This window comes from Rhodoferax sp. SPJ21, from assembly GCF_058216335.1.
On record NZ_JBYZMO010000002.1, the window covers coordinates 52,703 to 75,324 of the forward strand.

Annotated in this window: 23 protein-coding genes; 7 read left to right on the forward strand and 16 right to left on the reverse strand. The window is 63.6% G+C overall.

The annotated features are described in order from the left end of the window. Positions 1-15: 15 nt before the first annotated feature. Entirely contained in the window at positions 16-438 is a 423-nt protein-coding gene (gene fur, locus AC4BBN_RS07990) for a ferric iron uptake transcriptional regulator (RefSeq protein ID WP_490591458.1), read from the forward strand. A gap of 26 nt (positions 439-464) precedes the next feature. On the opposite strand, the gene hprK is transcribed toward fur, so the two are convergent. The 3 genes from hprK to hpf all read right to left on the reverse strand — a co-directional run bounded on the left by hprK (position 465) and on the right by hpf (position 2,353). Continuing rightward, positions 465-1,415 carry an HPr(Ser) kinase/phosphatase gene (hprK, locus tag AC4BBN_RS07995; protein ID WP_490591459.1) on the reverse strand — a complete coding sequence of 317 codons (951 nt, stop codon included), beginning with the start codon at positions 1,413-1,415 and terminating at the stop codon, positions 465-467. Positions 1,416-1,462: 47 nt separating this feature from the next. Further along, the gene (locus AC4BBN_RS08000) at positions 1,463-1,930 is read right to left on the reverse strand and encodes a PTS sugar transporter subunit IIA (RefSeq protein WP_490591460.1); all 468 of its coding nucleotides are present in this window, start codon (positions 1,928-1,930) and stop codon (positions 1,463-1,465) included. Positions 1,931-2,023: 93 nt separating this feature from the next. Beyond that, the gene (hpf, locus tag AC4BBN_RS08005; RefSeq protein WP_490591461.1) at positions 2,024-2,353 is read right to left on the reverse strand and encodes a ribosome hibernation-promoting factor, HPF/YfiA family; all 330 of its coding nucleotides are present in this window, start codon (positions 2,351-2,353) and stop codon (positions 2,024-2,026) included. 329 nt (positions 2,354-2,682) lie between these two features. Between hpf and AC4BBN_RS08010 the strand changes: the two genes are divergently transcribed. After that, the gene (locus AC4BBN_RS08010) at positions 2,683-3,672 is read left to right on the forward strand and encodes a magnesium and cobalt transport protein CorA (protein WP_490591462.1); all 990 of its coding nucleotides are present in this window, start codon (positions 2,683-2,685) and stop codon (positions 3,670-3,672) included. A gap of 123 nt (positions 3,673-3,795) precedes the next feature. On the opposite strand, the gene AC4BBN_RS08015 is transcribed toward AC4BBN_RS08010, so the two are convergent. From AC4BBN_RS08015 to AC4BBN_RS08035, 5 genes are read right to left on the reverse strand one after another with little or no spacing between them, the layout of a single operon-like run. After that, positions 3,796-4,539 (reverse strand): 5'-methylthioadenosine/adenosylhomocysteine nucleosidase, encoded by a 744-nt coding sequence (locus AC4BBN_RS08015; RefSeq protein ID WP_490591463.1) that lies wholly within the window; start codon positions 4,537-4,539, stop codon positions 3,796-3,798. Between the two features lie 6 nt (positions 4,540-4,545). Continuing rightward, a complete protein-coding gene (locus AC4BBN_RS08020) occupies positions 4,546-6,222 on the reverse strand; it encodes a long-chain-fatty-acid--CoA ligase (RefSeq protein WP_490591464.1) in 1,677 nt (558 codons plus the stop codon). A gap of 42 nt (positions 6,223-6,264) precedes the next feature. Beyond that, the gene (locus AC4BBN_RS08025) at positions 6,265-7,701 is read right to left on the reverse strand and encodes an NAD(P)(+) transhydrogenase (Re/Si-specific) subunit beta (RefSeq protein WP_490591465.1); all 1,437 of its coding nucleotides are present in this window, start codon (positions 7,699-7,701) and stop codon (positions 6,265-6,267) included. Beyond that, complete coding sequence (locus AC4BBN_RS08030; RefSeq protein ID WP_490591466.1) at positions 7,698-8,015, reverse strand: NAD(P) transhydrogenase subunit alpha part 2; 318 nt, start codon at positions 8,013-8,015, stop codon at positions 7,698-7,700. Before AC4BBN_RS08030 ends, AC4BBN_RS08025 begins: the two co-directional genes overlap by 4 nt. A 20-nt stretch (positions 8,016-8,035) precedes the next feature. Next, positions 8,036-9,163 (reverse strand): Re/Si-specific NAD(P)(+) transhydrogenase subunit alpha, encoded by a 1,128-nt coding sequence (locus AC4BBN_RS08035; protein ID WP_490591467.1) that lies wholly within the window; start codon positions 9,161-9,163, stop codon positions 8,036-8,038. 158 nt (positions 9,164-9,321) lie between these two features. Here AC4BBN_RS08035 and AC4BBN_RS08040 point away from each other — a divergent pair, with 158 nt between their 5' ends. Then, the gene (locus tag AC4BBN_RS08040; RefSeq protein ID WP_490591468.1) at positions 9,322-9,795 is read left to right on the forward strand and encodes an NUDIX hydrolase; all 474 of its coding nucleotides are present in this window, start codon (positions 9,322-9,324) and stop codon (positions 9,793-9,795) included. Here the strand turns inward: AC4BBN_RS08040 and AC4BBN_RS08045 are convergent. Beyond that, entirely contained in the window at positions 9,792-10,775 is a 984-nt protein-coding gene (locus AC4BBN_RS08045; protein ID WP_490591469.1) for a 2-dehydropantoate 2-reductase, read from the reverse strand. The genes AC4BBN_RS08040 and AC4BBN_RS08045 overlap by 4 nt on opposite strands. Before the next feature lie 127 nt (positions 10,776-10,902). Between AC4BBN_RS08045 and mnmA the strand changes: the two genes are divergently transcribed. After that, positions 10,903-12,012 (forward strand): tRNA 2-thiouridine(34) synthase MnmA, encoded by a 1,110-nt coding sequence (mnmA, locus tag AC4BBN_RS08050; protein WP_490591470.1) that lies wholly within the window; start codon positions 10,903-10,905, stop codon positions 12,010-12,012. Between the two features lie 76 nt (positions 12,013-12,088). Here mnmA and AC4BBN_RS08055 read toward each other — a convergent pair whose 3' ends face one another. The 6 genes from AC4BBN_RS08055 to AC4BBN_RS08080 form a co-directional block, all read right to left on the reverse strand. Then, the gene (locus AC4BBN_RS08055) at positions 12,089-13,690 is read right to left on the reverse strand and encodes an HDOD domain-containing protein (protein WP_490591471.1); all 1,602 of its coding nucleotides are present in this window, start codon (positions 13,688-13,690) and stop codon (positions 12,089-12,091) included. Positions 13,691-13,798: 108 nt separating this feature from the next. Further along, positions 13,799-14,836 (reverse strand): serine/threonine protein kinase, encoded by a 1,038-nt coding sequence (locus AC4BBN_RS08060; RefSeq protein ID WP_490591472.1) that lies wholly within the window; start codon positions 14,834-14,836, stop codon positions 13,799-13,801. A gap of 233 nt (positions 14,837-15,069) precedes the next feature. Continuing rightward, positions 15,070-15,498 carry an organic hydroperoxide resistance protein gene (locus AC4BBN_RS08065; RefSeq protein WP_490591473.1) on the reverse strand — a complete coding sequence of 143 codons (429 nt, stop codon included), beginning with the start codon at positions 15,496-15,498 and terminating at the stop codon, positions 15,070-15,072. 37 nt (positions 15,499-15,535) lie between these two features. Then, a complete protein-coding gene (locus AC4BBN_RS08070; RefSeq protein WP_490591474.1) occupies positions 15,536-16,003 on the reverse strand; it encodes a MarR family winged helix-turn-helix transcriptional regulator in 468 nt (155 codons plus the stop codon). A gap of 56 nt (positions 16,004-16,059) precedes the next feature. Continuing rightward, positions 16,060-16,590 (reverse strand): GNAT family N-acetyltransferase, encoded by a 531-nt coding sequence (locus AC4BBN_RS08075; protein ID WP_490591475.1) that lies wholly within the window; start codon positions 16,588-16,590, stop codon positions 16,060-16,062. Positions 16,591-16,598: 8 nt separating this feature from the next. Beyond that, positions 16,599-17,459 (reverse strand): 3-hydroxybutyryl-CoA dehydrogenase, encoded by an 861-nt coding sequence (locus tag AC4BBN_RS08080; RefSeq protein WP_490591476.1) that lies wholly within the window; start codon positions 17,457-17,459, stop codon positions 16,599-16,601. A 260-nt stretch (positions 17,460-17,719) separates the two neighbouring features. On the opposite strand from AC4BBN_RS08080, the gene AC4BBN_RS08085 reads away from it, so the two are divergent. From AC4BBN_RS08085 to AC4BBN_RS08095, 3 genes are all read left to right on the forward strand, one after another. After that, positions 17,720-19,267, forward strand: a complete 1,548-nt coding sequence (locus tag AC4BBN_RS08085; RefSeq protein WP_490591477.1) for a GMC family oxidoreductase — start codon at positions 17,720-17,722, stop codon at positions 19,265-19,267. Positions 19,268-19,354: 87 nt separating this feature from the next. Then, complete coding sequence (locus AC4BBN_RS08090; protein WP_490591478.1) at positions 19,355-20,704, forward strand: MATE family efflux transporter; 1,350 nt, start codon at positions 19,355-19,357, stop codon at positions 20,702-20,704. A 117-nt stretch (positions 20,705-20,821) separates the two neighbouring features. Then, positions 20,822-21,412, forward strand: a complete 591-nt coding sequence (locus tag AC4BBN_RS08095; RefSeq protein ID WP_490591479.1) for a malonic semialdehyde reductase — start codon at positions 20,822-20,824, stop codon at positions 21,410-21,412. A 9-nt stretch (positions 21,413-21,421) separates the two neighbouring features. On the opposite strand, the gene AC4BBN_RS08100 is transcribed toward AC4BBN_RS08095, so the two are convergent. After that, positions 21,422-22,528, reverse strand: a complete 1,107-nt coding sequence (locus tag AC4BBN_RS08100; RefSeq protein ID WP_490591480.1) for an ABC transporter substrate-binding protein — start codon at positions 22,526-22,528, stop codon at positions 21,422-21,424. Positions 22,529-22,622 lie beyond the last annotated feature (94 nt).

The following is a 22,622-nucleotide window of genomic DNA, read 5'->3' on the forward strand; positions in this document are numbered from 1 at the left end:
GAAAGATACGACACCATGGCCAACATCGACGAACTCAAAAATACCGGCCTGAAAGCCACCCTGCCCCGACTCAAGATTCTGGAAATTTTCCAGAAAGGGGAGCTGCGCCACATGACGGCAGAAGATGTATTCCGGGTTTTACTGCTGGAGCATTCAGACATCGGCCTGGCTACCGTCTACCGCGTGCTGACCCAGTTTGAACAGGCGGGGATTTTGTCGCGCAGCAACTTCGAATCGGGCAAGTCGGTGTACGAGCTGAACGAGGGCCGCCACCACGACCACTTCATCTGCACATCTTGCAGCAAAGTGGAAGAGTTCTACGACGCAGATATCGAGCAGCGACAAAAAATCGTGGCCAAAGAAAAAGGTTGGACGGTGCAGGACCACGCGATGTCACTGTACGGGCTGTGCGCAGACTGCAGCGCAAAGCAGCCCTGAGAACCTACCAAAGGGCCTAAGCGGCCCTAACCCTCGTTTTCCATGGCCTTGCGGTGGCGCTCGACAAACTCTTGGTAGGTGTCGATGCCGCGCAGCTGCAAGATCGTATTGCGCACGGCAGCCTCTACCAGCACAGCGATGTTGCGGCCGGCCACCACTTGGATGATGACCTTGCGCACTGGTACACCCAGCACGTCCTGGGTCAGCGGCTCGTAGGGCAGGCGCTCGTACTCGCGCTCCATGGTCTCTTTGCGTACCAAGTGCACGATGAGCTTGAGCCGCATCTTGCGGCGCACCGCCGTCTCGCCAAAGATGCCGCGGATGTCCAGCAAACCGATGCCACGTACTTCCAGCAAGTTTTGCAGCAGCTCGGGGCAGCGCCCTTCGATGGTCGTCTGGTTGATGCGGTACAGGTCCACCGCATCGTCGGCCACCAGGCCGTTGCCGCGTGAAATCAGTTCCAGGCCCAGCTCACTTTTACCCAGACCGGATTCGCCGGTGATCATCACGCCCAGGCCCAGAATGTCCATGAACACGCCGTGCATCGAGGTGCGGTCGGCGAAATGCTTGGACAGGTAGGCGCGCAGCACATCAATCACAAAAGCCGACGAATCCTGGGTGGAGAACATCGGGATTTGCGCGCGTTCGCACATGGACAGCAGCGCGTCCGGCGCCACCTGGCCGTCGGCAATCACCAGCACCGGCGGCTCCAGGGTGACGATGCGGGCGATGCGCCGGGCACAGTCTTCCGCAGACGCACTGGTCAGGTAGGCGACTTCGCGCTCGCCCAAAATCTGCACGCGGTAAGGATGGATGTAGTTCAGGTAGCCAACCAGATCGGCACCCGAGCGGGCCGCACGTACGGCCACCTCGTCAAAACGCCGTTCCGACGCACCCAGACCCGCAATCCACTCCCAGCGCAGCAAACCGCGGAAAGCTTCAAACAGAACGTCAGCACTGACGACGGTGGGTTTCAAGGACGGTACCGAACCTGAACGCTAGCAGCTAGTAAATAGCCAATGGCCTAGGCGGGTTGCGCCGACTGCCAGGTGCTGATCAGGCCGTGCAGCGCAGTGGCGTCTTCGGCGGTCTTGATTTTTTCGCGCAGGGGCGCGTCGCTGAGCAACTCGGCGATTTCAGAAAGAATTTCCAGATGCTTCTGGGTAGCCGCCTCGGGCACCAGTAGAAAAATCAACAGGCCCACGGGCAATTCGTCGGGCGCATCGAAACCGATGGGTTGGGCCAGCTGCACCACAGCGGCCATAGGCGACTTCAGTCCCTTGATACGGCCGTGCGGAATAGCCACTCCGTGCCCCAAACCGGTGGAACCCAGGCGCTCACGGGCAAACAGACTGTCCGTGATCAGGGCGCGACTCAGGCCGTGCAGATTTTCAAACAGCAAGCCGGCTTCTTCAAAAGCACGCTTTTTGCTGGACGCATCAACGCTCACGAGCACTTGAGCGGAGGGCAGGATGGAGGCGAGTCGGTTCATGGTGGGGAGTGAATTATGCACGTGCTGCGCCGCACAACAAAAAAGCCGCCTGATTATGCGGGCGGCTTTATGGTTGGCGCGCAGCGCCAGAGATTACATCAGACGCTTGGGCGCTTCGTGGTGGTGGTCTTGCACACGGTCTTTGTGGCGTCCCACCTGGCGGTCCAGCTTATCTACCAACTCGTCCACGGCGGCGTACAAATCCGCATGGGAACTCTCGGCGAACATGTCATTGCCTTTGACGTGGATGTTGCACTCGGCGCGTTGTCGTCCCTGCTTTTCCTTTTGCTTCTCGATGGTCAGAAGAACTTTGACATCCACCAGTTGGTCAAAATGCCGGGTTATTCGGTCTAGCTTGGTGGTCACATAGCTACGCAGTGCGGGAGTCACCTCCAGATGGTGTCCGCTGATCGTCAAGTTCATGTACAGCCTCCTAGTGCATTACTTTCACCGTTGAAAGTCAATTAACTATGCGCCCGATGCAGGCGGAACGCAAGCGATAACCCGACCTGATGACGTGGCTGTTACAACGGCTAACGAAAACGTGAATAAGTACGTCAATACAACATTCCGCGCCGCAAAAAGCACACCGAAACCAGCACTTTTGCGATGCCATAATCCATAGCCTCACCACATCGGAAATAACCCATGGAAAGCATACCTAGTCGGTAGCTTTCACCTCCCTGCGCTGCACGGGGGTTGAAAGCCAACCCATTCCCCCGCCCGTAGCCATCATTTCCAGGGAGTGCCCCATGCTCAATATTTTTTCGCTCGCCAACGGTCGTTTGTTCCAGGAGGAAATCGAATCGCTGGAAGAGTTGTCCCGCTTTCAGCCGATCTGGGTAGACCTGGAGTCGCCCACACTGGAAGAAAAGCGCTGGATCAAGCAGTACTACGGCCTGTCCATCCCGGAAGACGCGATGGACGAAGATATCGAAGAATCCGCCCGCTTCTACCAGGAAGACAACGGCGAGTTGCATATCCGCAGTGACTTCTTGGTAGCCGACGAGTCCGATCCGCGCACCGTACGGGTGGCTTTCATCTTGAACCAACACAACACCGAACTGAAAAGCCGCGGCGTGCTTTTTTCCATCCACGATGAAGACGTGCCGGTGTTCCGCCTGCTGCGCATGCGCGCGCGCCGGGCACCGGGCTTGATCGAAGACGCGAAAGAAGTTTTACTGAAACTTTTCGATGCCGACGCAGAGTACTCCGCCGACACGCTGGAAGACATCTACGTGGACCTGGAAAAGGTCAGCCGCCGGGTACTCGCCGGCAATATGACCGACGCCTTGGCCGGCGAGGTGCTGGCCTCCATCGCGCGCCACGAGGATTTGAACGGCCGCATCCGCCGCAACATGATGGACACGCGCCGCGCCTTGAGCTTCATGATGCGCAGCAAGATGCTGAATGCCGAGCAGTTTGAAGAGGCCCGGCAGATCCACCGCGACATCGACTCACTGGACTCGCACACCGCCTTCCTGTTCGACAAGATCAACTTCTTGATGGACGCTACCGTCGGTTTCATCAACATCAACCAGAACAAGATCATCAAGATCTTCTCCGTGGCCAGCGTGGCCCTGCTGCCGCCGACCTTGGTGGCCAGCGTGTACGGCATGAACCTGAAATTCCCCGAGCTGGAGTTTCTGGGCGGCTGGAGCTACCCCTACACCGTCACGATGATGGTGGCCAGCGCGCTGGTGCCGATGTGGTACTTCTACAAGCGCGGCTGGTTATCTTAGACACACCCCCATGCCTCAGCTTCGCTGCGGCTCCCCCTTGCAGGGGGCGACACCAGCGGTCCGGCAAAGCCGGTCCCGCAGTGTCCCTGGAAAGATCCGTTCAGGCCTTGGCACCCAGGGTGATCACAAACGCTGCACGAACTCTGTGAGGATGGCCTGCGCGTAGCGGCTGGCTACGGTGCGGACGAACTCGGGGAAGTCCACATGCGCGCTGTCGTCGGCGCGGTCGGAGATGGTGCGCATGGCGGCGAATGGGATGCCGTAGTCATGGCAGACCTGGGCCACGGCGGCGCCTTCCATTTCCACGGCCAAGGCCTCATGGCCGGCGTCGCGCAAAGCAGCTTGCAAGCGCTGCACTTCAGTGGCAGCAGAAACGAAACGGTCACCGCTGGCCACCAGGCCTTGGTGCACCTGGGGTTTGGACGCATTTAAATAAAAAAGGCCGCTAGCGCAGGTGATACCTGCGAAGGCAGCTTCCAAAAGCATAGCATTCAGCGCCGGATCACAGACAAAGCGGGACTGGCCATAAAGCGGTATTTCGAAGGTGGGAAACAGCGGTGCGGCGTTCATGTCGTGCTGGATGAAGTCGCGGGCCACCACCACATCCCCCACCTGCACGCCCTCGCCTACGCCACCAGCCACGCCGGTAAAGACGATGCGGCTGACCTGGAATTTCTCGATCAGCGCCGTGGCCGTGGTGGCCGCGGCCACCTTGCCTATGCGCGACAGCGCCAGCACCACGGGCTGGCCGTACCAGACGCCCAAACCAAATGCACGCCCCGCGTGGTGCACACGCCGGGGCTGCTCCAGCTGCTCGAAGATGCCCTGCTGCTCTTCTGCCAGGGCACTCAAGATGGCCAAGGTCATGTCAGATCATGCCTTGGCGCGCAACTCGCGACGCAGTATCTTGCCTACCGGGGTCTTCGGTAGCTCGGTACGGAACTCGATCACGCGCGGCTGCTTGTAGCCGGTGAGCTTGGACTTGCAGTATTCGCGCACCTGGGCTTCGGTCAGCTCGGGGTTCTTCTTGACGATCACCAGCTTCACGGCTTCACCGGTCTTTTCGTCCGGCACGCCCACGCAGGCGCATTCCAGCACCCCGGGCATGGCCGACACCACATCCTCCACCTCGTTCGGGTAGACGTTGAAGCCACTGACCAGCACCATGTCCTTTTTGCGGTCCACGATCTTGAAGTAACCGCGCTCATCCATGGTGCCGATGTCGCCGGTTTTGAAATAGCCGTCGGCCGTCATGGCCGACGCCGTTTCGTCCGGGCGCTGCCAGTAGCCGGCCATGACCTGCGGACCTTTAATGGCAATCTCGCCCGGCTGGCCCATGGGCACCTCCACACCCGCATCGTCCAGCAGCTTGAAATAGGTGCTGGGCAGGGGCACACCAATCGAGCCGCTGTAGGACTTGCTGGTGGGCGGGTTGCAGCTGGCGGTGGGCGAGGTTTCGCTCAGCCCGTAGCCTTCGGTGATGGGGCAACCGGTCTTCTCCAGCCAGAGCTTGGCCACGGCCGCCTGCACCGCCATGCCGCCGCCGATGGACACCTTCAAATGGCTCCAGTCCACGGTGTTGAAGTCGGGGTGATTGGCCAGGCCGTTGAACAACGTATTCACCGCCGGCAGGCTGTGGATGCGGTGTTGCGACAGCTCCTTCAGCACGGCCTTGAGGTCGCGCGGATTCGGGATCAGGATCAGCTTGCCGCCGGTGCGCATGGACAGCATCATGCCCACGGTAAAAGCGAAGATGTGGTACAGCGGCAGCGCGCAGACGCTGGTGGGCTGTTCGTCGGCCGGCACGGCGTCCATCACCGGCTGGTTCCAGGCCTCGGACTGCAACACATTGGCGATCACATTGCGGTGCAGCAGCACAGCGCCCTTGGACACGCCGGTGGTACCACCGGTGTACTGCAGCACGGCCACATCGTCGTGCTGCACCGGCACTGGTTTGAAAACACCTTGGCTGCCCTTTTCCAGTGCCGCATTGAAGCGCACAGCGCCCGGCAGCTGGAAGGGTGGCACCAGCTTCTTGAGTTTGCGCACCACGTAGTTGACCAGCGCGCCCTTGAGCAGCCCTAGCTGATCACCCATGGCGCACAGCACCACATGCTGGATCGGCGTGGCGGCAATGCAGTGCTCCAGCGTGGCGGCGAAGTTCTCCAGGATCACGATGGCCTTGGCGCCCGAGTCCTTGAGCTGGTGCTCCAGCTCGCGCGGGGTGTACAGCGGGTTCACGTTGACCAGCACCAGACCGGCCCGCAGCAGGGCCGCTACGGCCACAGGGTACTGAGGCACATTGGGCATCATCACCGCCACGCGGTCGCCCTTGACCAGGCCCAGGCCCTGCAGATAGGCGGCGAACTTGCGGCTCAGCGCATCGGTCTCGCTGTAGCGCAAGTCCTTGCCCATGAAGCTGTAGGCCGTGCGGTCGGCATACTTCTGGAAGCTCTCCTCGATCAGCGCCTGCAAAGAGGGGTAGCAAGCCGGATCTATGTCAGCGGGTACGCCCGGTGGGTAGCTGTTGAGCCAAATGCGCTCGGTCATTCACATTCCTTGAAAAATACAAAAAAAGGCAGCGTCGCCCACCTACTCAATGGCTTTGACCATATCCTCAACCACCTTTTTGGCATCCCCAAACACCATCATGGTCTTGTCCATGTAGAACAGCTCATTGTCCAGCCCCGCATAGCCGGCGGCCATGCTGCGCTTGTTGACGATGATGGTCTTGGCTTTATAGGCCTCCAGGATGGGCATGCCGTAGATGGAGCTGCCCTTCACATGCGCGGCTGGGTTCACCACGTCGTTGGCGCCCAGGATGATGGCCACGTCCACCTGGCCGAATTCGCCGTTGATGTCTTCCATCTCAAACACCTGGTCGTACGGCACTTCAGCCTCGGCCAGCAGCACGTTCATGTGACCCGGCATACGCCCGGCCACCGGGTGGATGGCGTATTTGACGTTCACACCCTTTGCCGTGAGCTTTTGCGCCAGCTCTTTCACCGCGTGCTGGGCCCGCGCCACGGCCAGGCCGTAGCCGGGCACGATGACCACGGTTTCGGCATTGCCCAGCACAAACGCCGCATCATCGGCACTGCCGCTCTTCACCGCGCGCTGCACAGCCGCGCCGGCTGATGCAGTTGCCGCATCGCCGCCAAAGCCGCCGCCGATCACGTTGAAGAACGAGCGGTTCATGGCCTTGCACATGATGTAGCTCAGGATGGCACCGCTGGAGCCCACCAGGCTACCGGCAATGATCAGCATGCTGTTGTTCAGGCTGAAGCCGATGCCGGCCGCAGCCCAGCCGGAATAGCTGTTCAACATGGACACCACCACTGGCATGTCTGCACCACCGATGGGGATGATCAGCAGCACGCCCAGCAGGAAGCCCAGCGCGATCACCAGGCAGATGTCGAGCCAGCTTTGCGAATGCCAGAAGCCGAACACAAAGAACACCGCCGCCAGGCCCAGCACCAGGTTCAGCTTGTGCTGGCCAGCAAAACTGACCGGCGTGCCCTGGAACAGGCGGAACTTGTACTTGCCGCTGAGCTTGCCAAATGCAATCACCGAGCCGCTGAAGGTCACCGCGCCAATGAAGGCACCCAGCGCCAGTTCGATACGGTTGCCGCCGGGAATTAGTCCACCCTTTTCCACAATCGCAAACGCCCAGGGCTCGGCCACAGCCGCTACGGCGATGAACACCGCCGCCAGGCCAATCATGCTGTGCATGAAGGCGACCAGCTCGGGCATCTTGGTCATCTCGACGCGCTTGGCCATCAGCGTGCCGACGCTACCGCCGACCACCAGTGCGCCCAGCACCCAGGCAATGCCGGTGCCGCCGTCCACGCCCATCTGGCCGGCCAGCTTGAAGATCAACGCGATGGTGGTGAGCACCGCCACCGCCATGCCCAGCATGCCGAAGACATTACCCCGGATAGATGTCGTGGGATGCGACAGGCCCTTGAGCGCCTGGATGAAGCAGACGCTGGCGAACAGGTACAGCAGGGTGACAAGGTTCAGGCTCATGCTGCCTCCTTGGCGGGCGCCTTCTTATCCTTCTTCTTAAACATCTCCAGCATGCGCCGGGTGACCATAAAGCCGCCGAACACATTCACCGCCGCCAGCGCCACGGCCAGCACGCCCATAGTTTTACCCAGGCCGGTTTCGGTCAGCGCAGCAGCCAGCATGGCGCCGACGATGACGATGGCGGAAATGGCATTGGTCACCGCCATCAGCGGGGTGTGCAGCGCCGGGGTCACTGTCCAGACCACGTGGTAGCCCACGTAGATGGCCAGTACGAAGATGATCAGGTTGGTGACCGTGTGGGAAAGTATGTCCATGCTCTTGTCTCCTTGTTTCTTTACTTGCGCTTGACTTCACCACCCTGCGTAACCAGGCAGGCGGCCACGATGTCGTCGGCCAGGTCCACGTTCAGCGTGCCCTCCTTGGTCAGGACGAGCTTGAGGAAGTCCAGCACGTTACGGGCATACAGGGCCGAGGCGTCGGCTGCGACAAGGGCGGGCAGATTGGTTTCGCCAATCAGGGTCACGCCGTGCTTGACCACGGTCTTGTTGGCTTCGGACAGTGGGCAATTGCCGCCACCGTTCGGGCCCTTGCCTGCGGCGATGTCGACGATGACGGAGCCGGGCTTCATGCTTTTGACCATGTCCTCGGTGATCAGCGTGGGAGCGGCTCGGCCAGGGATCAGCGCTGTGGAGATCACCACGTCGGCCAGTGCGACACGCTTGGCCACTTCGACCTGCTGGCGCGCCAACCAACTCGGCGGCATGGGCTTGGCGTAGCCGCCGACACCAACTGCGGCTTCTTTCTCTTCCGGCGTGTCGTAAGAAACTTCGATGAATTTGCCGCCTAGAGACTCGACCTGTTCCTTGACGCTGGGGCGTACGTCGCTGGCTTCGATCACCGCGCCGAGGCGCTTGGCGGTGGCGATGGCTTGCAGGCCGGCGACGCCGACGCCCAGGATGACGACGCGCGCAGCCTTGACGGTGCCGGCGGCGGTCATCAGCATGGGGAAGAAGCGCTGGTATTTGTCGGCGGCCATCATGACGGCCTTGTAGCCGGCGATGTTGGCCTGGCTGGAGAGTACGTCCATGCTTTGCGCACGGCTGGTGCGGGGGGCGGCTTCCAGGGCAAAGCTGGTCAGGCCGGCAGCGGCCAGACGTTGCAGGCCTTCGGCATCAAAGGGATTGAGCATGCCGACCAGGGCGCTGCCGGGGCGCATTTGCGTCAATTCGGATTCAGAGGGACTGCGCAGCTTGAGCACCAGGTCGCAGGCCAGAGCGCCGGCTGCGTCGGTGATCTCAGCGCCGGCGGCCTGGTAGGCCTCGTCCGTCACGCTGGCGGCCACGCCGGCTCCCGACTGGATGCGCACCGTGTGGCCCTGGGCTTTGAGCTTTTTGGCGGTTTCGGGGGTGACAGCAACGCGGGTCTCGCCGGTCGCTGTTTCGGCGGGTACGCCAATCAGCATATATGTCTCCTCTGGATGGAATCAGGGATGGTGTACATCCATACTTTTCGCGGAATTTCGCCAAAGTGAATGTCTTCTGCCGGCTAGCTTAACTGAGTTTGGCAGGCCTGCCAGACGCGCCGACGCCCAGGCGACAGCCAGTCCGCATAATGCGGTGCATGAAAAGCAGATGGAAACCCAGTGTCACGGTGGCCGCCGTGGTCGAACACAACGGCCGCTTCCTGTTGGTGGAAGAGCACACCCCCGAAGGCCTGCGCCTGAACAATCCGGCTGGCCACCTAGAGTCGGGTGAATCGCTGGTGGACGCCTGCGCGCGCGAAGCACTGGAGGAAACCACCTACCGGTTCACCCCCACGGCCCTGGTCGGCATCTACCAGGCCCAGCTGCGCAACGCCAGTACGCAGGAAACCACGACCTATTTGCGCTTTGCCTTCTGCGGCGACCTGGGTGCCCTGCAGCCGCAGCGCAAGCTGGACCGTGGCATTGTGCGTACCCTGTGGATGACGCCCGACGAGATCCGCGCCAGCACTGCCCGCCACCGCAGCCCCCTGCTGCTGCGCTGCGTGGAGGACTACCTGGCCGGGCGGCGTTACCCGCTGGACCTGGTGTACACCGCGCCCGAAATAAGCTAGGCCCCCGGGTACAGGCCCCGCACCCGCGCGTGCAAGCGGGCCATGCCCAATAGTGCATCCATGAACGGGGTGTCCACACCGGTCAGCCGGCCCAGCTCCTGCACCGCCGTCACCAGCGCGTCCAGCTCCACAGATTTGCCGGCCTCCACGTCCTGCAGCATCGAGGTTTTGAAAGCCCCCAGCTTGCGGGTGATGGCGTGGCGGTCCTCCGGCTGCTGGTCGATGGGAATACCCAGCCGCAGGCCGATCTCCTTGGCCTCCAGCATCACCCGGGTGGTGAAGCCGCAGACCAGCGGGTCGGCCATGATCAGGTCGGTGGTGGCTCCGGTCAGAGCGCTCACCGGGTTGACGGTCATATTGCCCCACAGCTTGAACCAGATGTCTTTCTGGATGCAGTCGGACACCGGAGCCTCGAAACCCGCGCGCGTGAGCAACTCCGCCAGCTGCTGCACCCGTGGGCTGCGCCCGCCGGCCGGCTCGCCCAGGATCAGCTTGTTGCCGAAATGGTGCTGCACCAGGCCGGGCTCAGGCACGGACGTGCCTGCGTGCACCACGCAACCAATGAGTTGCTCTGCCGGTATGGCCGCCGCAATCGCGCCCGAGGCATCCACGGCGTGCAGCGGTGTGCCCTGGTAAGCACCGCCAAAGCCCTGGAAGAACCACCACGGCACGCCGTTCATCGCCGTCAGCACCACGGTGTGCGGCCCCAGCAGCGGGGCGATGCCGCGCGCCACCTCTGCCAGTGCAGGGGCTTTGACGGCGACCACCACCAGGTCTTGCACGCCCAGGGCGGCGGCGTTGTCGGCCACCTGCACGGGCATCTGCAACAGGCTGCCGTCCTGCTGCAGGCGCAGGCCATGCGTGCGCAGCGCCTGCAGCGTGGCACCACGCGCCAGCACGCTCACTTGCGCGCCCTGGGCCGCCAGGCGTGCGCCCATCCAGCCGCCGATGGCGCCGGCACCGTAAATACAGATTTTCATAAAAAAGACCTCTAGCGCAATCAGCGCCTGCGCAAGGCGCTACGATTTTTGAAGTAAGACCCTTGCCAGTCTAGCGCCACTGCGGCGCCGGCCTGTACGGTGCGCCCCAGGTTTTTACAATCGAGCCATGGGAACACACAGCAAACAACGGGTGGTGGTCGGCTTGAGCGGCGGCGTGGATTCGGCCGTCAGCGCCTATCTGCTGAAAAAGCAAGGCTACGAGGTCATCGGCATCTTCATGAAAAACTGGGAGGACGATGACGACAGCGAGTACTGCTCGTCGAACATCGACTTCGTGGACGCAGCCGCCGTGGCCGATGTGATCGGCATCGAGATCGAGCACGTCAACTTCGCCGCCGAATACAAAGACCGCGTGTTCGCCGAATTCCTGCGCGAATACCAGGCCGGCCGCACACCCAACCCCGACATACTCTGCAACGCCGAGATCAAGTTCAAGGCCTTCTTGGACCACGCCATCCGCCTGGGCGCCGAGAAGATCGCCACCGGCCACTACGCCCGTGTGCGTGAGGTGGGCAGCCAGTTCCAACTGCTCAAGGGCCTGGACCCGGGCAAGGACCAAAGCTACTTTCTGCACCGTCTGAACCAGGCGCAGCTGAGCAAAACGCTGTTCCCGGTGGGTGAGCTGCACAAGACCGAGGTGCGCCGTATCGCCGCCGAGATGGCGCTGCCGAACGCCGCCAAGAAAGATTCCACCGGCATCTGCTTCATCGGCGAGCGGCCGTTCCGCGACTTTCTGAACCGCTACATCGCCAAGGAACCGGGCCCCATCAAGGACGAAAAAGGCCGTGTGCTGGGCAAGCATGTGGGCCTGAGCTTCTACACCCTGGGCCAGCGCCAGGGCTTAGGGATTGGCGGCATCAAGGAAAAAGGCGCACTACGCGGCGGCGGCGAGCACGCGCCCTGGTTTGTGGCCCGCAAGGACATGGAACGCAACACCCTGTGGGTGGTGCAAGGCCACGACCACCCCTGGCTGCAGTCGCACCAGCTGACCGCAGACGACGCCAGCTGGGTCGCCGGCCATGCGCCCACACCCGGCGCCTACGCCGCCAAGAGCCGCTACCGCCAGGCGGACGCGCCCTGCACGCTGACCAGCGCCAGCGCCGACGGCTTTGCACTGCAGTTTCCCGACGCGCAATGGGCCGTGACGCCCGGCCAGTCGGCCGTGCTGTACGACGGCGAGGTGTGCCTGGGTGGCGGCGTGATCTGCGCAGAATAATGGATGTTTTAGGCCTCTAGCGCATATATTACCTGCGCCAGCAGCTACAAAATAGATAGCAACTCCAGCTAAGCCATTACGCCGACTGCTTGAACGCCATCACCGCCTGGTTGCGCAGGGTGCGTAGCAGGGCCAGCTCTTTTTCGTCCACCACCAGGCCACCGGGCTGGGCGGTGTCTGCGTAAACCAGGCCTAGCGGCCGGCCTTTGATGGCCAGGGGCAGCAGCAGAAAGGTAGGGGCGTGGAACTGCTGGCGGTACCAGGCGGGCAGGCGCTCGGCGATGCGGGCTTCCGTGGCGTCGTTAATCAGGGTGTCGGCGCCTTTGAGGCAGACGGCGGAGAACAGGTCGGGGTTGTCGCTCGCCTTGAGCGGCACGTGGAAGGATTTGGCCAGGGCTTCCACGCCCTCGCCCAGGCCGAAGCGGCCGGTCAGCGCGTCGGTCTTGGTGTCGCGCATGCAGAAGATGATGCGCTGAAAGCGCATGGCGCGGAACATGGTTTCCAGGATCATGCGCAGCACGTCGCTGAGCTTGAAGTCTTCCACCATGGCGTGGGTGATGTCCAGGATGCCGGCGGTCAGGATGTCGGCGGCGCTGGGCTCTGGCGCAGCGGCGGTCGCCTCGGCCGGTTCCACAGGGGTGGCTTGCAGCGCCATCGGGGCCAAAGTGTCGGTGAAGTCTTCGGTGGGCAGGATGCTGTCGTCGCTGGGCGTCTTCAGCAGCTGGGCCGAGCCCGAGCTGGCCGGCAGCTGGATCTCCATGGCATCGGCCATTTCAATCAGCTTTTTGCGGGCCAGCAGCGTGGCCTTTTGTACCGCTTCCGGGCTCAGGCCCAGGGTTTTGGCGTAGCGGCGCGACAGCAGGGCCAGGCGTACCGGCAGGTCTTTGGGGTCGGCGCGCTGCAGGGTGTCGGCGATGTCGTTGGCAGCAGTGGCGATCCAACGCAGCCGCTCCTCCAGGCCGACAGGCGGGCGCAGGGGAGGTTCACCGCCGGGTTTGCGCATGCAGCGGCGCATGCCCTCGGGCAAGCCCCAGGATTGGGCCACGCCCACGCCCAGCGCTTCAAAGCTCAGGCCCAGCACGCTGGTGGATGCGGCGGCTTCGGTCAGGTGCTGCTGCGGCGCGGCCAGCAGGCTGCGCACGGCGCGCGCCTCCTGCGGGAAGTACAGCTCGGCCAGCATGCGGCCCAAGTTCTGGAACATGGCGCCGATGAAGGCTTCTTCGCTCTCGTTGGACGCGGTGCACAGCTCGCTGGCGATGGCGCCGGCCATCAGCGAGCGCACGAACTCTTCCTTCAGCAGGCTGGCATGGACCTTGTCGCGCATGTGCTCCAGCAGCACCAGGCTGAGCGCCATATTGCGGATGCCGTTGAAGCCCACCAGGCTGACGGCCCGCGACACGGTGCTGATGCTGCCGCCGCGCGCTGCGAAGTGCGCGCTGTTGACCAGGCGCAGCAGCTTGTTGGTCAGCGCCACATCTTTCAAAATTTCATTGGTGACGCTGCCCACGCTTTCGGTCTCGGAGCTGGCCATGCCCTGGATGCGGATGATGGAGTCCGACATGGCCGGAAAGTCGCTTTGCAGGCGCATGCGCGCCAGCAGGGCCAGCAAGGTGCCGTGGTCCGTGCCGGGCGCTGGTGCGTCGCTGGGGGCCGGGGTGGGTGGTATCAGGTCGGCCATAACGTCAAGGAATACAAGGGCAGGTGTGCCGCAACGGGTTGTCTCTTTCCGCAGTATGGCACTGCGGTTACAAATGGACGCAACATTTTGGCCGCCCTGCCCCGGTATTTACACGTACAGCGGCTCTTCCTGCATGGCCTCGATCTGCTCGGTCAGCATGTTCACCTGGCCGGTCCAGTAGTCGCTGCTGCCAAACCAAGGAAAGTTGATGGGGAAGGTCGGGTCGCTCCAGCGCCGGGCCAGCCAGGCGCTGTAGTGGATGAGGCGCAGGGTGCGCAGCGGCTCGATCAGTGCCAGCTCGCGCCGGTCAAAGCTGCGGAACTGCTCGTAGCCGTCGACCAGGCCGCTGAGCTGGCCGGTGCGCTGGGCGCGGTCGCCGCTGAGCAGCATCCACAGGTCTTGCACGGCCGGGCCGGTGCGGGCGTCGTCCAGGTCCACAAAGTGCGGGCCGCCATTAGCGCCGTCGGTGGGCGTCCAAAGGATGTTGCCGGGGTGGCAGTCGCCGTGCAGGCGCAGGATTTTGGCGTCAGTGTCTTTTATGCCTCCAGCGCTTGTAGGTAGTGCGCTGGCAGCTATCAAATCGAGAGCTTCATTGCAGGCCTTGTGCCAGGCGCCTTGCACGTCCAGCGGCACGATCTCATGCTTCAGCAGCCAGTCGCGCGAGTGGATGCCGAAGCTTTGCAGGTCCAGCGCGGGGCGGTGCACAAAGGCTTTTTTGGCGCCCACGGTGTGGATGCGCGCCAGGAAGCGGCCTATCCACTCCAGCACTTCGAAGTCGTCCAGCTCGGGTGGGCGGCCACCCCGGCGCGGGCTGACGCTGAAGGCAAAGCCGGCAAAGTCGTGTAGGGTGCGGCCCTCTAGCACCAGCGGGCCTACGGCGGGGATTTCGGCCTCCATCAACTCGGCGGCAAAGCTGTGCTCTTCCAGAATCTGCGCCTGGCTCCAGCGGCCGGGCCGGTAGAACTTGGCCACCACCGCACTGCCGTCTTCCAGGTGCAACTGGTAGACCCGGTTCTCGTACGAGCTGAGCGCCATCAGCCGGCCGTCGCCATACAGGCCGACGCTGGCCAGCGCGTCCATCACCACGTCGGGGGTGAGCGTTTCGTAAGGGTGGGCGGCGTTGGAGGAAGCATGGGGGGTGGACATGCTTTGATTGTCACCGCTGCAAAACAAAAAGCCCACGCCATGGGTATGGCGCGGGCTTTTTAGAGAACTAACGCACTGCCACCAGGCGAGCGCAGCAAGCCCCTTCGCAGGAACCCACGGAACCGGCTTTGCCGGGCCGTCGGGTTCGCCCCCTGCGTGTCGTATCGGTTTTTCAAACCGATACGAGGGGGTTGGCGGAAACGCGCAGCGTGGAGCCTGGGGGTGAGCCTAGTTCAGACCAGAGTCAAAGTGACTTCGATGTTGCCACGGGTCGCGTTGGAGTAAGGGCACACGCCGTGGGCGGTGTCGATCAGGTCCTGGGCGACGGCGCGGTCCATGCCGGGCAGGCTGATCTTCAGCTGGGCAGCGATGCCGAAGCCGGCGGGGATGGGGCCGATGTCGATGCTGGCGTCAATACTGGCGTCAGCGGGCACGCTGATCTTCTTCATGCCGGCCACGTGCTTCATGGCGCCCATGAAGCAGGCGGAGTAGCCAGCGGCGAACAGCTGCTCGGGGTTGGTGCCGTTGCCATTGCCACCCAGGGCTGGTGGGGGAGCCAGGGTCACGCTGAGCTTGCCGTCGTCGCTGACTGACTTGCCTTCGCGGCCGCCGGTGGTGTGGGCGTGGGCGGTGTAGAGCACTTTGTCGAGTTTGGTAACCATGGTGTTTCCTTTAGGGGTGGGTGAAAAAACGGGTGTGTCAGGCGCGAAAACTCGTCAGTCGCTCGCGCAGGGCCTGTACTTGCTGCGTGAGTGAAATCAATTCGGGCAGGGCGCACTGGCTGGCATCCAGGATGCAGCCGGGTATTTTTTCGGCCTGGGCCTGCAGGCTACGTCCGGCAGATGTCAGGCGTATGGTGACGCGGCGCTCGTCTTGCGCGTCGCGCTGGCGGGTCAACCAGCCGGCCGTTTCCATGCGCTTGAGCAGCGGGGTCAACGTGCCGGAGTCCAGGAACAGGCGCTCGCCCAGGGCAGACACCATCAAACCGTCGTTTTGCCATAGCACCAGCATCACCAGGTACTGGGGGTAGGTCAGCTCCAGCTTGTCCAGCAGGGGCTTGTACATCTTGGTCATGGCCAGCGAAGTGGAATACAGCGCAAAACACAGCTGGTTGTCCAGTTGCAGCATCTCGGACGCTGTGTAAGTGGTGGGTTCTGTGTGTGCCATGGGTTGAATTATAGCGAGCAATTAAATTGCTCGCAACTTAATTGCAAAAAGTTGTATCAAGCCACCGACAAGCCAAAGCACACATCATCGACATACACGCCATCGGCCACCCGTACATGCTCGCGCAGCCGGCCCTCCTCCACGAAGCCCATGCCCTGGTACAGGGCGATGGCGGGGTGGTTGCTGGCGCGTACCCAGAGCTCAATCTTGCGCACCTCGGGGCGCTGGCGTGCCCAGTCCACCAGCGCGCTCAGCAAGGCTTTGCCATAGCCGCGCCGCGACTGGCCGGGGTGCACGCAGATGTCCAGCGTGACCACATGGGCGATGTTGCGGCGGGGCAAGGGCATCAGGCTGGCATGGCCGACCATGCGGCCGTCCACCTCGGCCACCAGGTATTTGCCACGCCCTCCAGCACCTTCAGCCAGGAAGGCGATACGTTTCTGAAAGCTGGCCACCAGCAGTTCCTCGGGTTCGGCAATCAACCGGCCGGCGGCCGCAGCGGCCGTGCTGCGCTCGGCGGCACACAGCCGGGTGGCGTCCGCCACCCGCGCATCACGAAATATCGGTAATACCGGCAATACCCGCATGCCCGCCATCAGTAGGTGTAGACGCCCTGCTTGGTCTTGCGGCCCAGCCGGCCGGCCGCCACCATTTCTTTCAGCAGCGGGCTGGGGCGGTATTTGCTGTCGCCAAACTCGTTGAGGAACACCTCCATCACCGCCAGGCACACATCCAGGCCAATCATGTCGGCCAGCGCCAGCGGACCGATGGGCTGGTTGCAGCCCAGGGTCATGCCGGCGTCGATGTCTTCCGGCGTGGCCACACCCTCGGCCAGCACGAAGAAGGCCTCGTTCACCATGGGCATGAGGACGCGGTTCACCACAAAGCCAGGGCCGTTCTTCACGGTGATCGGGGTCTTGCCCAGCGCCAGCGCCATGGCGTGCACCGCATCATGGGTGGCGTCGCTGGTCTGCAGGCCACGGATGATTTCCACCAGGGCCATCAGCGGCACCGGGTTGAAGAAGTGCATGCCGATGCAGCGGTCTGGCCGCTTCGTCACCGCCGCCAGCTTGGTGATGGAGATGGACGAGGTGTTGGAGGCAATCAGCACCTCGGGCGCCAGCAGCGCATCGAGCTGCTGCACGATCTTGACTTTGAGCGCGTAGTTCTCGGTAGCGGCCTCGATCACCAGCTGGGCGGACTGGAAGTCTTCGTAGCGGGTCGAGCCCTGGATGCGCGCCAGGATGGCTGTCTTGTCGGCGGGCGTGAGCTTTTCCTTCTTGATCAGCCGGTCCAGGCTGCCGGCGATGGTGGCCAGGCCCTTGGCCACGGCTTCGTCGGAAATATCGACCATCACCACGCTCAGCCCCGCCGCCGCGCAGGTCTGCGCAATGCCGTTGCCCATGGTGCCGGCGCCGACGACGCCGACCGTGCTGATGTTGAAAGTGCTGGTCATAGCAAACTCCTGACAGATAGGTAATTGAAGAGCAGATGGGTTAAGGACGCTCTGCAAAACTCCCAGCGGTCTGTGGCAGCACGGCCTCGGGCGGTCTGCGGCGTTGCATTTCTTGCCAATAGCTATGGCTATTGGCCGCAAAATGCGCCTTGCATCCCATCCCGATCCGCACTACCACATCCTCGCTTGAGTTTTGCAGAGCATCCTTAAGGTTGCCGCCATCATAGAAGCACTGAATAAGCAGAAGCTGCGCCATCTCCATGTTCGACTACATCATCATCGGCGGCGGCACCGCAGGCTGCGTACTGGCCGCCCGCCTGAGCGAAGACCCGCAGGTCAACGTGGCGCTGATAGAAGCCGGCCCCTTGGACGCCAGCCTGCTGTCGCGCTGCCCCGCCGCCGCGCCATTGTTAGCGCGCCGTACAGGCCTGCACAGCACACCCCAGCCGGGATTGAATGGCCGCGTAGCCAAGCTGCCGCACGCCCCCATGCTGGGCGGCGCCAGTGCCAGCAACGCCATGCTCTACAGCCGGGGTCACCCCAGCGACTACGACCAGTGGGCCGCTGAGGGCAACCTCGGCTGGGGCTTTGCCGACCTGCGGCCCTTCCTTCAGCGCGTGGAGGACACGCTGGCCATTGCCGACGCGGCGCCCGCCCAGGCCTGTAGCCAGGCCTTTGTGGACGCCGCCGGCCAGGCCGGCTGGCCGCACCTGCCGCACTTCCACAACCCGCAGCCCGAAGGCATAGGCCTGCACCAGGTGCTGCGCCGCGCGGGCGAGCGCTGCAGCACGGCGGCGGCCTATGTACTGCCACAGCTGCAGCGCAGCAACCTGCACCTTTTCACCCACGCGCACTGCACCCGCGTGCTGCTGCGCGGCGCGCGTGCCACCGGCGTGGAGTTTGCGCAGGACGGCCTGCTGCAGCAGCTACACACCCAGGGCGAGGTGCTGCTGTGCGCCGGGGCCTACCACTCGCCACAGCTGCTGATGCTGTCCGGCATAGGTCCGCACGCGCATCTGGTGGCGAATGGCATCGCCACCCGCCACGCCCTGCCCGGCGTGGGCCTGCACCTGCACGACCAGGCCACGGTAGCCCTGGTGTTCGACGCACCCCGCGTCAAAGACCTGCTGGGCCTCTCCCCCACCGGTCTGCTGCGCCTGGCGCGGGCCGCCTGGCAGTGGCGCCAGACCCGCAGCGGCCCGCTGACCAGCAACCTGCTGGAGGCCGGCGGCTACGTGAAAAGCCGGCCCGACGAAGCCATCCCCGACCTGCAGCTGGGCCTGGGCTGCGCCAAGCTGCTGGACCATGGCCGCCAGATCCTGCCCGGCCTGGGCTTCACCCTGCAGGCCACGGTGCTGCGCCCGCGCAGCCGAGGCACGGTGCTGCTGGAAGGCAAAGACCCGTTCCTGGCGCCACGCCTGGACCCGCACCTGCTGGGCGAACGCGAGGACGTGGAATGCCTGCAACGCGGCCTGGGCCTGCTGCGCCACATTGCCGCCCAGCCGGCCATGGCGGCCCTGGGTGCGCGCGAAACCCGCCGCTCGGCCGCGCAGCAGGGCGAATTGCAAACCGAATACTTGATCCGCGACCATGCCACTGCCGCGGGCTACCCGGTGGGCAGCTGCCGCATGGGCAACGGCCCGCTGGACGTGGTGGACAGTCAGTTGCGGGTGCACGGCATGCAGGGCCTGCGGGTGGTGGACGCAGCGGTCATGCCCAGCACCGTGGGCGGCCCCACCCAGGGCGCTGTGGCCATGCTGGCCGAGAAGGCCGCCAGCATGTTGCAAGCGCACACAGAAGTGCTATGAATTTTGAAAAAATAGTCTGACGCTCGCACTTATCGCTCCAATAATGGTGCACCGCCGCCTGCCACCCGCTGCCAAGCACCGCACCGCATGAACTTCATAGAACGCCCCCGGCTGAATGCCGTAGCCGGCCCCATCTTTGGGGAGTTTTTACTGGGTTACACCGTGGTCATCGGCGGCCTGTGGCTGGCATCGCACACCTCGGACGGCGCAGCCGGCAGCCTGGGCCTGGCAAACCAGGTGCTGGAGTCGCTGTATGTGGTGTTCCGCGTGCTGGCCATCGGCATGGGCGTGGTCATCACCCAGCTGCTGGGCGGCAAGCAGCTGGAACTGGTGCGGCGCACCGCGCTGGCCGGGCTGGGCGCATGCACCTGGGCCGGCGCGCTGGTGGTTGCCATTCTGGTGCTGGGCAACGACGCCATCCTGGACCTGCTGAACGCGCCCGACGAAATTCTGCCCCTGGTCAGTCCCTATCTGCAACTACTGGCACCGGCCGCGCTGCTGGACGGCTACAACCTGACCATGGCCTCCATCCTGCGCGCGCACCTGCATGTGCGCGACTCGCTGAAGGTGATGGTGGTGATGCACAGCACGCACCTGGCACTGGCCGTGCCGCTGATGCTGGGCATGGGGCCCTGGGAAGGCCTGGGCCTGTACGGCTTTGCGGTGGCGCTACTGATCAGCCGGGCCCTGGGCCTGGCGCTGCACCTGATACTGTGGCGCAAGCGTATGGACCTGGTACCCAGCGCCCGCCATTGGTGGGTGCTGCAACCGCGCATGCTGGCGCCAGTGCTGCGCATCGGCGTGCCGGGCGCCAGTGCCGAGCTGGGCTACCGGGTGGCCTTCATGGTGTCGCTGGCCAGCGCGGCGCGCCTGGGCGTGGCAGCCCTGGCCACCCATGCCTACACCCTGCAGCTGCTGCGCTATGTGCTGCTGATCAGCCTGGCGATTGGCTGGGCCTGCGAGATCATGGTGGGCCGACTGGTCGGCGCAGGCCAGTTCACGCAGGCCCACATGCTGGTGCGCAAGGGCCTGCGCAACGGCATCATGGCCTCAGGGGGCATGGCGCTGATGGCGGCACTGGCCTCGCCCTGGCTGATGCGCGTCTTCACCAAGGATGTGCATGTGATCGAGGCCGCCCACACCCTGCTGTGGATTGCCGTAGCGCTAGAGACCGGCCGCGCCTTCAACCTGATCATCACCGGCGCCCTGCGCGCCACCGGCGACGTGATCTACCCAGTGGCGGCCAGCCTGGGCTCGTTCTTTCTGGTGCTGGGCGCGGGCTCGTACATCATGGGCCGCAACTTCGGCCTGCCGGGCATCTTCATTGCCTATGCGGCCGACGAATGGGTGCGCGGCCTGCTGATGTGGGCGCGTTGGAACTGGCACGGCTGGCTACCGCATGCGCGCAGCTCGCAGCGCCGGGTGAAGCAGCGCTAGGGGCCGGCTCTGCGCAGCTTGCAAAATTTAGAGAAAATAGGCCTCCAGCGCAGGCAATACCTGCGCTGGCAGCTACTGAATCAATAGCAACCCTAGCCCACCAACCCAAGGAAAACCATGTCCACTCCCCTGCCCGCAGCCGCCCTGGAACAAAGCTTTTTGAACGCCCGCACCTTCAGCAAATTCACCGACCAGCCGGTGACGGATGCCATCCTGCACCAGCTGTACGAGCTGGCCAAGTGGGGGCCGACCTCGATGAACTGCCAGCCTGCACGCCTGGTCTTTGTGCGTACCCCCGAAGCCAAAGCCAAGCTGAAGCTGGCGCTGGCACCGGGCAATGCCGACAAGACCATGGCCGCCCCGGTCACCGCCATCGTGGCCCTGGACACCCGCTTTTACGACCACCTGCCAGAGCAGTTCCCGGTCATGGACGCCAAGCCCATGTTCGAAAACAACGCCGCAATGGCCGAAGCCACGGCCTTCCGCAACAGCTCGCTGCAAGGCGCTTACCTGATCATCGCGGCACGCCAGCTGGGGCTGGACTGCGGCCCCATGAGCGGCTTTGACGCCACCAAGGTGAACGAGCAGTTCTTCCCCGACGGCCGCTTCAAGGCCAATTTCCTGGTCAACCTGGGCTATGGCGAAGTAGGTAGCACCTACCCACGCGGCCCGCGCCTGCCGTTCGATACGGCTTGCAGCATCGCGTAAGCGACGTACCTAGCGTTTAAATTTTCCGTCCATACCAATGATGGCCAGGTCGGCAAAGTCCAGGCCGGAATGGTCGGTGGGGCTGTAACTCAGCTCCAGGCCGCCCAGGTCGAACTTGGTCAAGCCCTCCAGCGCCGCCTGCAAGCGCTCGCGTGTGGGTTTACCGCCACTGCGGTGCAGCCCCTCGACCAGCACCTTGGCAGCGGTAAAGCCTTCCAGCATGGCCGGGCTGGGGTCGCCCAGGCCCTTGGCGCGGGACAGCTCGGCGCATTCCTTCACCAGACCGTAGGACGGCGACTGCGGAAACACCTGGCTGACGATGACGCCACGCGCATTCGCCCCCAGGCTGGCAATGAAACCGGCCGAGGCGTTGTTCGACAGGGTCACAAACTGGGCATTGCTGCCGGCCGCCCTCAACGCGTGGATGGCCTCCGCCGTGGCGCCACCCGAAGCCACCAGCAACACGGTTTGCGCGCCCGACTGCGCCACCGCCGGTGCAATCTTCGAGAAATCGGGTTTGCTGCGGTCGAACTTGTATTCGCCGCTGGGCGCCAGCTTGGCGGTCTGCAGGCCTTTTTGTGCGCCGGCCAGGCCGTCCAGGCCAAAGCTGTCGTCGGTGTAGACCAGGGCGATCTTGGTGAAGCCGCTGCTGACCTGCTGGGCGATCGCCTTCTCGGCCTCGCGCTGGTAGGTGGCCCGCACATTGAACACATATTTGCGCACCGGCTGGTGCAGCACCATGGCGCCGGAGGACGGCCCCACCAGCGGCACGCGGTGTTTTTCCAGCAGCGGGATGATGGCCTCGGTATGCGGCGTGCCACGGGTCAGGAACAGGGCCACCACGTTCTTTTCCTCGATCAGCGCGCGGGCGTTTTCCACCGCCTGCTGGGTGTCGAACTTGTCGTCCATGGAGATCAGCTCGATCTTCTGGCCGGCCACTCCGCCCTTGGCGTTGACGCGGTCAAGGTACAGCTTGGCGCCGTCGGTGGTTTCCTTCACCCCCGCAGCCACCGCGCCGGAGAAGCCGGCGGTCTGGCCGATCCAGATCTGCGCCTGGGCCGCCAGGCCGCTGCAGGTTAACAACACGGCAAAGCCAAAAGAGTAACGAGTCTTCATGGATAGTACGGAGGTAGGAAGATGCGCAAGGCTGGGACCGCGATTGGGCCACAAGCCGGCCGCGCAGGAAAGCCCATAAAGGGGAGTCTATCGG